At 65.3% G+C, this 13,208-nt stretch carries 10 protein-coding genes; 4 read left to right on the top strand and 6 right to left on the bottom strand.

The features are described 5' to 3' along the window. Positions 1 to 77: 77 nt before the first annotated feature. Both ACIP21_RS04730 and ACIP21_RS04725 read right to left on the bottom strand, forming a co-directional pair. Complete coding sequence (locus ACIP21_RS04730; RefSeq protein ID WP_400684563.1) at positions 78 to 1,418, bottom strand: APC family permease; 1,341 nt, start codon at positions 1,416 to 1,418, stop codon at positions 78 to 80. A gap of 186 nt (positions 1,419 to 1,604) precedes the next feature. Next, positions 1,605 to 2,492, bottom strand: a complete 888-nt coding sequence (locus ACIP21_RS04725) for an acyltransferase (protein ID WP_400684561.1) — start codon at positions 2,490 to 2,492, stop codon at positions 1,605 to 1,607. A gap of 182 nt (positions 2,493 to 2,674) precedes the next feature. Here ACIP21_RS04725 and ACIP21_RS04720 point away from each other — a divergent pair, with 182 nt between their 5' ends. The 4 genes from ACIP21_RS04720 (at position 2,675) to creD (ending at position 6,890) form a co-directional block, all read left to right on the top strand. Beyond that, the gene (locus tag ACIP21_RS04720) at positions 2,675 to 3,175 is read left to right on the top strand and encodes an ATP-dependent zinc protease (RefSeq protein WP_400684559.1); all 501 of its coding nucleotides are present in this window, start codon (positions 2,675 to 2,677) and stop codon (positions 3,173 to 3,175) included. A 188-nt stretch (positions 3,176 to 3,363) separates the two neighbouring features. Further along, positions 3,364 to 4,044, top strand: a complete 681-nt coding sequence (creB, locus tag ACIP21_RS04715; protein WP_400684557.1) for a two-component system response regulator CreB — start codon at positions 3,364 to 3,366, stop codon at positions 4,042 to 4,044. After that, a complete protein-coding gene (gene creC, locus ACIP21_RS04710) occupies positions 4,044 to 5,477 on the top strand; it encodes a two-component system sensor histidine kinase CreC (RefSeq protein WP_400684555.1) in 1,434 nt (477 codons plus the stop codon). The genes creB and creC overlap by 1 nt, the downstream gene beginning before the upstream one ends. Positions 5,478 to 5,561: 84 nt before the next feature. Beyond that, entirely contained in the window at positions 5,562 to 6,890 is a 1,329-nt protein-coding gene (gene creD / locus ACIP21_RS04705) for a cell envelope integrity protein CreD (RefSeq protein WP_400684553.1), read from the top strand. 180 nt (positions 6,891 to 7,070) lie between these two features. Here the strand turns inward: creD and ACIP21_RS04700 are convergent, their stop codons facing one another. The 4 genes from ACIP21_RS04700 to aceF all read right to left on the bottom strand — a co-directional run bounded on the left by ACIP21_RS04700 (position 7,071) and on the right by aceF (position 13,204). After that, positions 7,071 to 7,694: a glutathione S-transferase gene (locus ACIP21_RS04700; protein ID WP_400684552.1), complete on the bottom strand. Its 624-nt coding sequence runs from the start codon at positions 7,692 to 7,694 to the stop codon at positions 7,071 to 7,073. Position 7,695: 1 nt separating this feature from the next. Then, a complete protein-coding gene (gene msrA / locus ACIP21_RS04695; RefSeq protein ID WP_400684551.1) occupies positions 7,696 to 8,364 on the bottom strand; it encodes a peptide-methionine (S)-S-oxide reductase MsrA in 669 nt (222 codons plus the stop codon). Positions 8,365 to 8,532: 168 nt separating this feature from the next. Then, on the bottom strand, positions 8,533 to 11,217 hold the full coding sequence (locus tag ACIP21_RS04690; protein ID WP_400684549.1) for a putative bifunctional diguanylate cyclase/phosphodiesterase: 2,685 nt from the start codon (positions 11,215 to 11,217) through the stop codon (positions 8,533 to 8,535). Between the two features lie 337 nt (positions 11,218 to 11,554). Next, complete coding sequence (gene aceF / locus ACIP21_RS04685) at positions 11,555 to 13,204, bottom strand: dihydrolipoyllysine-residue acetyltransferase (RefSeq protein WP_400684547.1); 1,650 nt, start codon at positions 13,202 to 13,204, stop codon at positions 11,555 to 11,557. Positions 13,205 to 13,208: the final 4 nt, after the last annotated feature.

The following is a 13,208-nucleotide window of genomic DNA, read 5'->3' as shown; positions in this document are numbered from 1 at the left end:
TCGGCAGGCCAGGATTCAGTGTTGATGCAAACATCGCTGGGGCCGCTGCGCGGCCCTTTCGCGACGCAAGGCCGCTCCTACAAGGATTCCACCAACTGAACCGGGCGGCGGAAGCCTGATGTCAGCACGGCCAGATACGCCAGGCCCAGGGCGAACCAGCAGAGGCCGATGACCAGGGTCAGCGACGACAGGCTGGTCCACAGCCACAAGGTCAGCGCCATCCCCACCAGCGGCACCACGCCATAGCACAGCAGCCCCTTGAGATTACGCTGGGCATCAGCGCCCATCAGGTGGGTCTTCACCACCGCCAGGTTCACCGCCGAGAACGCCACCAGTGCGCCGAAGCTGATCAGCGAGGCGAGCGTGGCCAGGTCGATCACCAGTGCCAGCAACGAGAACGCCGACACCAGCAAGATGGCGACCACCGGCGTGCCGAAGCGCGGCGACAGGTAACCAAAGCTGCGCCGTGGCAGCACGTTGTCACGGCCCATGGTGAACAGGATGCGCGACACCGCCGCCTGCGAGGCCAGCGCCGAACCCAGGCTGCCGGCGACGTAGGCGGCGGTGAAGAAGTTGGCGAGGAACTGCCCGCCGGCCTTGAACATCACCTCGTTGGCCGCAGCATCGGCATTGGCGAAGGTGCTGCCCGGCAGCACCAGCTGGCTGACGTAGGCCAGCACGGTGAACAGCACACCGGCCACCAGGGTGGTGAGGATGATCGCCCGTGGCACGTCGCGGCGGGCATCGCGGCATTCCTCGGCCAGGGTCGAAACGGCATCGAAGCCCAGGAACGACAGGCATAGCACCGCCGCACCAGCCATGATCGGGGCAAAGCCCGGCTGGGAACCGTCGCCCGTCAGGGGGGACAGCAGGTCCAGCGGCTGGCCGGCCAGCGACTGGCAGGACAGGGCGACGAACACGAAGATGAAGACGATCTGCGCGCCGACGATCAGGTTGCTGGTCTTGGCCACCGAATGGATGCCGACCACGTTGAGCACCGTCACCAGCACGATCGAGGCCAGCGCGATCGACCAGGCCGGGATGGCCGGGAAGGCGATGTTGAGGAACAGGCCGATCAACAGGTAATTGATCATCGGCAGGAACAGGTAGTCGAGCAGCAGCGACCAGCCGGCGAGGAAACCGGCATTGGGGCCGAAGGCCATGTTGGTGTAGGAGTACGCCGAGCCCGCGACCGGGAAGCGTTTGACCATGAAGCTGTAGGACGCGGCGGTGAACAGCATGGCCAGCAAGGTGACCATGTAGGCGCTGGCGGTGCGGCCACCGGTGAGCTCGGTGACGATGCCGTAGGTGGTGAAGATGGTCAGCGGGACCATGTACACCAGGCCGAAGAACACCAGGGCGGGGAGGCCGAGGACGCGACGCAGTTGGGCGGAGTTGGAGCTGGGTGGGTGGGCCATCGATCGATCCTGGCTTTTTTGTAGTTGTGCTTTGGTCGATTTTTATCCACTTGGGTGGGTGATGACAAAAAAGTATTACTTATTCTGATTATTAGCCTGGGTTTTAATCGGGCCATGGGCCGCCCTGTGCGGGCCTCTGTGGGAGCGGGTTTACCCGCGAAGAGGCCGGCACAAGCAGCAATGACCTCAGCCCATTTCCGCCCGCAGTTGCTCGATCCGCTGATCCTTGTCGAGCCACAACTGGTTCACCCAGGCCTGCACGGTCTGGCGGAATTCAGGATCGTTCTCGTAATCCCCCGCCCACAGCACCGGGTCCAGCTCACGCACCTGAATGTCGATAATCACCCGGCTGATGCTGCCATTGAGCAAATCCCAGAACCCCGGCGCCTGCTTGCCGGGATAGACGATGGTCACGTCCAGCAGTGCATCCAGTTGCTCGCCCAGCGCCGCCAGCACGAAAGCCACGCCACCGGCCTTGGGCTTGAGCAGATGGCGATACGGCGAGCGTTGCTCCAGGCGCTTGGCCTCGCTGAAGCGGGTGCCTTCGAGGTAGTTGACCACGGTCACCGGCTGGCGCTTGAACAGCTCGCAGGCGGCCTTGGTGATTTCCAGGTCCTTGCCCTTGAGTTGCGGGTGCTTGTCCAGGAAGGCCTTGCTGTAGCGCTTCATGAACGGGTAATCCAGGCCCCACCACGCCAGGCCCAGCAGTGGCACCCAGATCAGCTCCTTCTTGAGGAAGAATTTGAAGAACGGTGTGCGGCGGTTGAGGCTCTCGATCAAGGCCGGGATGTCGACCCAGGTCTGGTGGTTGCTGACGGCCAGGTACGAGGTGTCCGTGCGCAGGTTCTCGACGCCGCGGATGTCCCATTGGGTGGGGATGCACAGGGCGAAGATGGCCTTGTCGATCTCCGACCAGGCTTCGGCGACCCACATCACTGCCGCCGAGGCGTAGTCACGGCCACGGCCCGGCAGGACCAGTTTGAGCAGGGCGAAGATCAGCAGCGGGCAGATCATGACCACGGTGTTGATCAGCAGCAGGAGGGTCGTGAACATGCCGGTAAACAGGCGACGCATAAAGTAACTCTTGTTGTGGGAAGTGAGCAGGGCGCCATGATAAGCAGCGCCGTGGCCATCGCCAAATGCCCAGTGCCCGGCGGCGGGGACAAATGTTTCACAATTTGTTGGTTAACCTTGTGACAGCGAACCTATCCTGCCAGTGCAGTCTAAGCACTGACCCTTTTCAAGGAAGCCTGCCTGTGAAATCTCTGCTTGCCCTGTTGTCGCTGTTGGCGTTGCCGGTGATGGCCGCCGAGCCCACGCTGTATGGCCGCTACGAGAACATCGCGCTGCCCGAGCTGGGCCAGACCCTGAAGGCCAAGATGGACACCGGCGCCTACACCGCGTCGCTGTCGGCCAAGGATATCGAGCTGTTCAAGCGCGATGGCGAGGAATGGGTGCGCTTCCGCCTGGCGACCAAGGATGCCGACGGCAAGGTGTACGAGCACCAGGTCTCGCGCATCAGCAAGATCAAGGGCCGTGCCGACGACGAGGAAGAGGGCGATGCGCCGGAGAGCGCCAAGCGCCCGGTGGTCGACCTGGAGCTGTGCCTGGGTGACGTGAAGCGTACCGTGGAGGTCAACCTGGTTGACCGCAGCAACTTCAACTATCCGCTGCTGGTGGGCGCCAAGGCGCTGCGCGAGTTCAAGGCGGCGGTCAACCCGGCCAAGCGCTTCACGGCTGGCACGCCTGATTGCTGACCTGTAGGAGCGGCCTTGTGTCGCGAAAGGGCCGCAGAGCGGCCCCGGCGATGTTTGCTGTGATGCTGAACCCCCGGGGCCGCTACGCAGCCCTTTCGCGACACAAGGCCGCTCCTACAAAGGAAAGATTGCGTCGTCCCTGAAACTTGCTTAAATGGCCAACCCAGCTCCCAGCAAGGCCGGATGCCATGCCTCACATTCTCATCGTCGAAGACGAAGCCGCGATCGCCGACACCCTGGTCTATGCCCTGCAGGCCGACGGCCACAGCACCGAATGGGTGAGCCTGGGCAGCGCCGCCCTCGAGCAGCAGCGCCTGCGCCCCGCCGACCTGATCATCCTCGACATCGGCCTGCCCGATATCAGCGGTTTCGAGACCTGTCGCCAGCTGCGCCGCTTCAGCGAGGTGCCGGTGATGTTCCTCAGTGCCCGCGACGGCGAGATCGACCGGGTGGTGGGCCTGGAGATCGGCGCCGACGATTACGTGGTCAAACCCTTCAGCCCACGGGAAGTGGCGGCCCGGGTGCGGGCGATCCTCAAGCGCATGGCGCCGCGTCCCGAGCCGGTGGCTGAAGCGTCGCTGTTCCAGCTCGACACCCTGCGCATGCAGATCAGCTACCGCGGCCAGCCGCTGGCCCTGACCCGCCACGAATTCCGCCTGCTGCAATGCCTGCTGGAGCAGCCCCAGCGGGTGTTCAGCCGCGAGCAGTTGCTCGACGGCCTGGGCGTGGCCTCCGACGTGGGCTACGAGCGTACCATCGACAGCCATATCAAGAGCCTGCGGGCCAAGCTGCGCCTGGTGGCCGCCGACGCCGAGCCGATCCAGACCCACCGCGGCCTGGGCTACAGCTACAGCCCGGACAACGCCTGATGCGCCTGGGCATCCGCATTTTCCTGGTGTACTTCCTGTTCGTCGGCCTGGCCGGCTACTTCCTGCTCAACACCGTGCGCGAGCAGATCCGCCCGGTGGTGCGCCAGTCCTCCGAGGAAACCCTGGTCGACACCGCCAACCTGCTGGCGGAAATCCTCCACGATGACGTCAAGGCCGGTACCCTGGCCCACAGTCGCTTGCCCGAGGTGCTCAAGGCCTATGGCCTGCGCAGCCCCGGTGCGCAGATCTGGGGCCTGGAAAAGACCCAGGTCAGCCACCGCATCTACGTCACCGATGCCCACGGCATCGTCCTGCTCGACTCCTTTGGCCAGGACCTGGGCAAGGACTATTCGAAGTGGAACGACGTCTACCTGACCCTGCGCGGCCAGTACGGCGCCCGGTCCACGCGCAGTGTCGAGGAGGATGAAAATACCTCGGTGATGCACGTGGCGGCGCCGATCGTCGATGAAGGCAAGATCATCGGCGTGGTCACCGTCGCCAAGCCCAACAGCTCGTTGCAGCCCTACGTCGACCGCTCCGAACGGCGGCTGTTGACCCTGGGGTTGGGGCTGATCGTCTTCGGCCTGCTGATTGGTGCGGCGCTGTCCTGGTGGCTGGTGCGCTCGCTGCGCCGGCTGGCGCGTTATGCCCAGGCCGTCAGCGAGGGTGAGCGTGCGGCGCTGCCCTACTACAAGGGCGGCGAGCTGGCGCACCTGGCCGAGGCGGTGGAGCGCATGCGTACGCAACTGGAGGGCAAGGCCTACGTCGAGCGTTATGTGCACACCTTGACCCACGAACTGAAAAGCCCGCTGGCGGCGATCCGTGGGGCGTCGGAGCTGCTGCAGGGCGACATGCCCGCCGAACAGCGGGCACGTTTCGCCGGCAATATCGAGCGCGAGAGCGAGCGCTTGCAGCAGATGATCGAGCGCTTGCTCAATTTGGCCAGGGTCGAGCAGATGCAGGCGCTGGAGGATGAGCAGCAGGTTGGCCTGGCGGCCCTGGTCGACGAGTTGCTGCTGGCCCATGCGGCGCGTATCGAGGTCAGCGGCCTGCACGTGCGTCAGCGGTTGCCGGTGGGCCTGCGCTTGCTGTGCGACCCATTCCTGATGCGCCAGGCACTGGCCAACCTGCTCGACAACGCGCTGGACTTCACCCCGGCGGGAGGCACGCTGCTGTTCGAGCTGGAGCGTGAGGCGGGGCGGGTGGCGCTGAGCGTGTTCAACCAGGGCGAGGCGATACCGGCGTACGCCCTGGACCGCGTCAGCGAACGGTTCTACTCGCTGCCAAGGCCTGGGGGCGGGCGCAAGAGCACCGGCCTTGGGCTGAACTTCGTGGCCGAGGTGATGCAGTTGCATGGCGGGGCGCTGGCGGTGGAGAACGTCGAGGGCGGGGTGCGAGTACGGTTGTGGTTGCCCGCGCGGCGTATCGGCTGAGCCAAAAACACCAGATCCACACACGGTCTCCATAAAGCCTCCACGCAAGGCGCAGACACTGCGCCCACTGCCACAGGAGGCCCCATGAACAAGACCCTCGCCTACAAGCTCGGCACCATCGCCTTGCTCACACTGCTGCTGTTGATCCCGTTGCTGATGATTGGCGGGCTGATCAGCGAGCGCCAGAACCTGCGTGACGGCGTGCTCCACGACATCGCCCAGAGCGCCAGCTACGACCAGCAGATCAGCGGCCCGCTGCTGGTGGTGCCGTACCGCAAGTACGAGCGCCGCTGGATCGAGAAGGACGGCCACAGCGTGCAGGAAACCAGCACCCTCAGCGGCCACCTGTACTTTCTCCCGGAAACCTTCGACGCCGACCTCGGCGTGGACACCGAGCTGCGTTCGCGTGGCATCTACCAGGCCCGGCTGTTTCACGCCAAGGGCCGGATCGCCGGGCGCTTCAAGCTGCCGCAGCACTGGGGCATCGACAAGGACCTCGACGACTATCGCTTCGACAAGCCGTTCATGGTGGTCGGTATCAGCGATATCCGCGGCATCGGCAATGCCCTGGAACTGAGCTTCGACGATCAGCGCCTGCCGTTCGAGGCCGGCACCGGCCTGGACTGGCTGCGTAGCGGCGTGCGCGTGGCGTTGCCGCAACTCGATGGCCAGCAGGCTCGCGAGTTCAGCTACGGCTTCGACCTGGCCCTGCAGGGTACCGGGCAACTGCACCTGTTGCCGGTGGGGCGCACCAGCAGCGTCGACATGCGCGCCAACTGGCCGCACCCAAGCTTTGTCGGCAGCTACCTGCCCAGCCGGCGTGACATCGATGAAAAAGGCTTCACTGCCCACTGGCAGACCTCGTTCTTCGCCACCAACCTGGAAGATGCCGTGCGCCAGTGCGCCACCGGCGGGCAATGCGCGGACTTCAGCGAGCGTACCTTCGGCGTGAGTTTCGTCGACCCGGTGGACCAGTACCTCAAGAGCGAGCGGGCGATCAAGTACGCCTTGCTGTTCATCGCCCTGACCTTTGCCGGTTTCTTCCTGTTCGAGGTGCTGAAGAACCTCAGCGTGCACCCGGTGCAGTACACCCTGGTCGGCGTGGCGCTGGCGTTCTTCTACCTGTTGCTGCTGTCGCTGTCCGAGCACATCGGCTTTGGCCCGGCGTATGGGCTGTCGGCATCGGCCTGTGTATTGCTGCTGGGCTTCTACCTGAGCCATGTGCTGCACAGCCTGGGGCGCGGGATAGGGTTCGCGGCGGGGCTGGCGGCGCTGTACGCGATGCTCTACGGGCTGCTCAGTGCCGAGGACTATGCGCTGTTGATGGGGTCGTTGCTGTGCTTTGGCTTGCTGGGGGTGTTCATGGTGCTGACCCGTCGGCTGGACTGGGCGCGGGTGGGGAGGGCGGCATGAGGGAAGATAGAGAGATCGGGCGCTGGTTGGCCTACAGGATCGGGATGCTGTTTCCTGTGATACCGAGGTGAGGCCTTCGCGGGTAAACCCGCTCCCACAGGTACAGCGCCAGATTCGAAATGTGCGCCGTACCTGTGGGAGCGGGTTCATCGGGGCGCCGAACCGCCGCGAAGAGGCCCTTCACGCCACAGGAGCTGTTGCGACCATCGAAGGTCGCTGGCTCACTTCGGCATACCACGCCGCCAATCCAGGCTGGCGCTCACGCCAGCCGAACCCAGGCTGGCGCAGGTCCAGATAGCCCAGCGCACAGGCCACGCCAATCGCCGCCAGGTCGAACCCCGAGGCCAGTTCGGCCAGGTGCTCCTGCTCCAGGTTCGCCAGGCTGCGGCGAATCTTCTCGCCTTGAGCCTCGAGCCAGCCATCCCAGCGCTTGTCCTCAGGCCGCAGGAAGCTCTCGTAACGGCTCGACACCGCAGCATCCATGATCGCATCGGCCTGGGAGGCCAGGGTCATGCGCCGCCAGCGCGCCGAGCCCTCGCGCGGCAGCAGCGGCATGCCGACATGCTGCAGGTCGAGGTACTCGCAGATCACCCGGCTGTCATGCAGCACGGTGCCGTCTTCCAGACGCAGGGCCGGGATCTTGCCGATCGGGTTGCCCTGGTTGAGCTGGGCGTCGCCGTTCACCGGGCTGACGTTGACCGGCTGCAGGCTGACACGCTCGAGCTGGCCGGTCTCGTGCAGCACCACCATGACCTTGCGCACGAACGGCGACAGCGGCGAATGGAACAGGGTCATCGTGCTCATGTCAGTTGCCCTGCAGGCTCGGTGGCAGGCACACGCCGGTGCCGCCGATGCCGCAGTAGCCTTCCGGGTTCTTGGCCAGGTACTGCTGGTGGTAGGCCTCGGCGAAGTACACGGTCGGCGCCTGGTCGATCTCGGTGGTGATCTCGCCGAAACCGGCCTTGCCCAACTCGGCCTGGAAGGCGTCGCGGCTGGCCTTGGCCTGTTCCAGCTGTTCCGGGCTGGTGCAGTAGATGGCCGAGCGATACTGGGTGCCGATGTCGTTGCCCTGGCGCATGCCCTGGGTCGGGTTGTGCAGTTCCCAGAACATCGCCAGCAGCTCGCGGTAGCTGACCTTGTCCTTGTCGAACACCACCAGCACCACTTCGGTGTGGCCGGTCAGGCCCGAGCAGACTTCTTCGTAGGTCGGGTTCGGGGTGAAGCCGCCGGCATAGCCGACCACCGTGCTGACCACGCCTTCACGCTGCCAGAAGCGGCGCTCGGCGCCCCAGAAGCAACCCAGGCCGAAGATGGCGAAATCGATGCTGCCCTCGAAGAACGGGCCGAGCAGCGGGGTGCCTTCGAACACGTAATGGAACTCGGGCAGGGACATTGGCGCCTCGCGGCCAGGCAGGGCCTGCTCCGCGGTAGGCATGACATTTTTGTTCACCAGGATTTCCGAACGCAGGACCATGGCCGTTCCTCTGTGTTTATTCAGTTGGATAGGTGTTGGGGCCTTCGCGGGTAAACCCGCTCCCACAGGGGCAGCACAGGGTTCAAATGCAGTGGGGTACCTGTGGGAGCGGGTTTACCCGCGAAGAGGCCCGAATGGGCTCTATAGTGCCCGAGGATAACGCTGCTGTCAGGCCATTGGACCGCGCGGGTAGCGCTTGAGTTTTTCCGCAAGCTCGCGGCCCGGGATCGGCCTGTCGAACAGGTAGCCCTGGCCGACGTCGCAGCGGTGCTGGCGCAGGAACGCCAACTGCTCCGGCGTCTCGATGCCTTCGGCCACCACCTTGAGCTTGAGGTTGTGGGCCATGGCCACCACCGCCGAGGTGATTTCCATGTCGTCCTGGTTGTCGGGGATCTCGTTGATGAAGCTGCGGTCGATCTTGATGATGTCGATCGGGAACTTCTTCAGGTAGCTCAGCGACGAGTAGCCGGTGCCGAAGTCGTCCATGGCCAGGGTGAGGCCCAGGGCCTTGAGTTCGTCGAGCTGGCGGTGGGTGTCTTCGGTGGCCTCGAGCAGCAGGCCTTCGGTCAGCTCCAGCTCCAGCAGGTGCGGGGAAAGGGCTTCTTCCTTGAGGATCGAACCGATCGAGGCAACCAGGTCTGGGTCGGAGAACTGCTTGGGCGACAGGTTGATGGCCACGTGCAGGTCACCCAGGCCGGCTTTGCGCAGCTCAAGGCTCATGCGGCACGACTGGCGCACCACCCACTTGCCGATGGGGATGATCAGGCCAGTTTCTTCGGCCACGCTGATGAACTGGTCCGGGCGGATCATGCCGCGTTCGGGGTGGTTCCAGCGCAGCAGTGCCTCCAGGCCCAGCAGACGGCCGCTGCGCAGGCACAGCTTGGGCTGGTAGAACACCTCCAGCTCGTTCTGGGTCAGGGCACGGCGCAGGTTGTTCTCGACGAACAGCTTGTAGCTGGCCTCGGCGTTGAGCACTTCGGTGAACACCTGCACCTGGTGCTTGCCGTTGGCCTTGGCCTTGTGCAGGGCAAGGCCCGCGTTCTTCATCAGGGTCGCCGGCTCGCTGCCGTGCAGCGGTGCGCAGGCCAGGCCCACGGAGGCGGTGACGTTGATCAACTGGTTGTCGACGAACATCGGTTTGTCGAGGGTGCGCAGCAGCTGCTGGGCCACGCCCTGGCCGTCTTCCAGGCTGGTGCCGTCGAGCAGCACGGCGAACTCGTTGCTGGCGAAGCGGGCGAGGATGCCATTGGGGCTGAGGCTGTTGCGCAGGCGCCGGGCCAGGCTGATCAGCAGCTTGTCGCCGGTCTGGTGGCCAAGGCTGTCGTTGATCCGCTTGAAGTTGTCGATGTCCACCAGCAGCAGGCAGATCGGGTTCTCGCCATCGCGGGCGAAACGCTCGTCGAGGTTGCGGATGAACGCCGGGCGGTTGCCCAGGTTGGTCAGGTTGTCGGTGTAGGCCAGGCGCTCGATGCGCTGCTGGGCGAGCTTGGTCTGGGTGACGTCTTCGTAGATGCCGATGTAGTGGGTCAGCTCGCGGTTGTCGCCGTACACCTTGGAAATCGACAGCTGGCCCCAGTAGGGCTCGAGGTTCTTGCGCCGGCTCTTGAATTCACCCTGCCAGCTGTTGCCCATGGCCAGGCTCGACGGCGAGTCGAACAGCAGCTCGCTGAGGTTTTCCAGGGCCGGCAGCTCGGCCAGGTGGTGGCCCTGGACTTCCTCGGTGCTGTACTGGGTGATCGCCGTGAAGCTCGGGTTGACGTATTCCACCACGCCGTCGCGGTTGACCAGCAGGAAGGCGCTGGCGCTTTGCTCCACCGCGCGCTGGAACAGGTGCAGGGCGCTGGCGGCGGTGCGCCGGTTGTGGTTGGTGATGACCTGGGCGAACTGGTCGGCCAGCTCGCCGGCAAAGGCGATTTCGTCCGACTGCCAGGCCCGCGGCTGGCCGGTCTGCTCCAGGCACAGCACGCCGACCACCTGGCCATCGACGCGGATGCTGGCGTCGAGCATGGCGTTGTTGTCGGCGTACAGGCTCTCGGCCAGATCGCGGGTGCGCGGGTCATGGTTGGCGTTGTGCGCGTCGATGGCGCGGCTGGCGTGCAGGGCTTCCAGGTAATCGGGGAAGCGGCTGGCATCGATCGGCTCGGGCAGGCTGTGGGCCTGCTCGTGGCGCAGCCAGGCGCTGATCGGCTCGAGGCGCTGGCCTTCGAGGTGCCAGATGCTGGCGCTGTCGACCTTGTAGATCTCGCAGGCGCTGCGGGTGATCAGCCGGGCGGCTTCGAGCAGCGAGTTCTCGGCGCTGTAGCGCTGGCGGGCGAGGCGCAGGATCAGGTCCTGCTGGCCGCGCACGCGGTCCAGGTGTTCGAGCTGCTCCTGCTGGGCACGCTGGTTGAGGTGCAAGGCCAGCTGCAGGCGGTTGTTGCGCGACTCCAGGTCGGTGGCGCCTGGCTCGGCGACGTCTTCATCGTCGAGCACGGTGAGGAAGCCGCGCAGCAGCTGGCGGTTGTGCTGCTTGAAGGCTTCGCCGGCTTCCAGTACGCGCAGGGCGCGTGGCTTGCCATGCAGGGTATAGCGCACCCGGTAGTAGCCGCGGCTGCCGAGCTGCTGCTGGATCTCGTCATGCAGCCGGTAGCGCGCCTCGGGCTCCATCAGGCTGGCATAGGGCGCGTCGACCAGCGCGCAGAGTTCCGACGCGGCCAGGCCGAACTGGCGTTCGCAGGCGGGGTCCAGGTAGAGCATTGCCCAGGTGGCCTCGTTTAGCCTTTCGAAACGCAGCATGCCGAGCCGCGAAGGCACGGGAAGCTGCCTGACGACCTCGGCCGCCACACGGCTGGCGGCATCGGGTTGGCTTTTCATCGAAGACTCGCTTGGAAGAAGGGACGCGGCCTGGGCGGCGACGCATCTGGCAAGGTTGCATCATGTCCCCAAGGCTGGCAAGCGGCCATGAGGGATGTCATGTATATGTTTTCGGCCGCTGGGATGAAATCCTTAGTTCCGCGTGTGAATTTGGGCTGCCTTGCAGCCCATTCGCGGGCAAGCCCGCTCCCACAGGTACCGCACTCCTGTGGGAGCGGGCTTGCCCGCGAATGCGTTGCTACAGGCAAAAAAAGCCCCGCCAGGTGGCGGGGTTGAGGTACGAGCGTGGCAGCTCGAAAAGAGTACTGCCCCTCGCAAGGAGGGGCAGTGTGCCGCCTTACAGCAGCATGGTGCGGATGTCGCCCAGCACGTCGCCCAGGCGCTTGGTGAAGCGCGCGGCGGCAGCGCCGTTGATCACACGGTGATCGTAGGACAGCGACAGCGGCAGCATCAGCTTCGGCTGGAAGGCCTTGCCATCCCAGACCGGCTGCATGGTCGCCTTGGAGACGCCCAGGATAGCCACCTCAGGCGCGTTGACGATCGGCGTGAAGCCGGTGCCGCCAATGTGGCCGAGGCTGGAGATGGTGAAGCAGGCACCTTGCATGTCGTCGGCCGACAGCTTCTTGGTGCGCGCCTTCTCGGCCAGTGCAGCGGCTTCGGCAGCCAGTTGCAGCAGGCTCTTCTGGTCGACGTTCTTGATCACCGGGACCAGCAGGCCGTCCGGGGTGTCCACGGCGAAGCCGATGTGCACGTACTTCTTGCGGATCACGGCCTTGCCGCTTGGCGCCAGCGAGCTGTTGAAGTCCGGCAGTTCCTTGAGCAGGAAGGCGCAGGCCTTGAGCAGCAGCGGCAGCACGGTCAGCTTGACGCCAGCCTTCTCGGCCACGGCCTTCTGCGCCACGCGGAAGGCTTCCAGCTCGGTGATGTCGGCGGAATCGAACTGGGTCACGTGCGGCACGTTCAGCCAGCTGCGGTGCAGGTTGGCGGCACCGACCTGCATCAGGCGGGTCAGGGCCACTTCTTCCACTTCACCGAACTTGCTGAAGTCGACGGCCGGGATCGGCGGGATGCCGGCGCCGCCGGTTGCGCCAGCGGCTGCTGGTGCCTCCTTGGCCTTCTGCATCATCGCCTTGACGTAGACCTGCACGTCTTCTTTCAGGATACGGCCGTGCGGACCGGTCGCGGCCACTGCGCCCAGGTCGACACCGAATTCACGGGCCAGCTGGCGAACCGCCGGGCCGGCGTGAACCTTGGCGTTGCTGCCGGCACCCGGTGCGGTGGCGACCGGTGCTGGTGCTGCGGCCGGAGCAGCAGCTGGAGCGGCGGCGGCAGGCGCGGCAGGTGCAGCGGCAGCAGGGGCAGGTGCAGCGGCGGCCGGAGCCGGGGCAGCAGCAGGTGCTGCGCCAGCAACCTTGAGCTTGAAGATCAGGTCGCCAGTGCCGACTTCGTCTTCCAGCTTGCACAGCACTTCTTCGACCACGCCGGCAGCCGGCGACGGGATCTCCATGGAGGCCTTGTCGGACTCCAGGGTGATCAGCGACTGGTCGGCTTCGACGGTGTCGCCGACCTTGACCAGCACTTCGATGATCTTGGCCTTGCCCGACGAACCGATGTCCGGCACGTGGATGTCCTGCACGCTGGCAGCAGCCGGGGCCGCAGCCGCAGCAGGAGCCGGGGCGGCTTCAGCGGCTGGCGCTGGAGCGGCAGCCTGGGCCGGGGCAGCGGCCGGAGCCTCAGGGGCCGCAGCAGCGGCGCCCTCGGCTTCCAGGACCAGCAGCTCGTCGCCTTCTTTCAGGCGGTCGCCCAGCTTGACCTTGAGTTCCTTGATCACGCCGGCCTTGGGGGCCGGGATCTCCATGGAGGCCTTGTCGGACTCCAGGGTCAGCAGGCTCTGGTCAGCCTCGATACGATCACCGACCTTGACGAACAGCTCGATGATTTCACCTTCACCGCTGCCGATGTCAGGTACGCGAATGAGTTCGCTCACTTAA

Origin of the sequence: Pseudomonas sp. NPDC089401, assembly GCF_044749485.1 — a bacterium.
In the GTDB taxonomy this organism is placed as follows: Bacteria; Pseudomonadota; Gammaproteobacteria; order Pseudomonadales; family Pseudomonadaceae; genus Aquipseudomonas.
The sequence above is the reverse complement of the archived record's forward strand: the minus strand, read 5'-3'. Positions and strand labels throughout refer to the sequence as shown.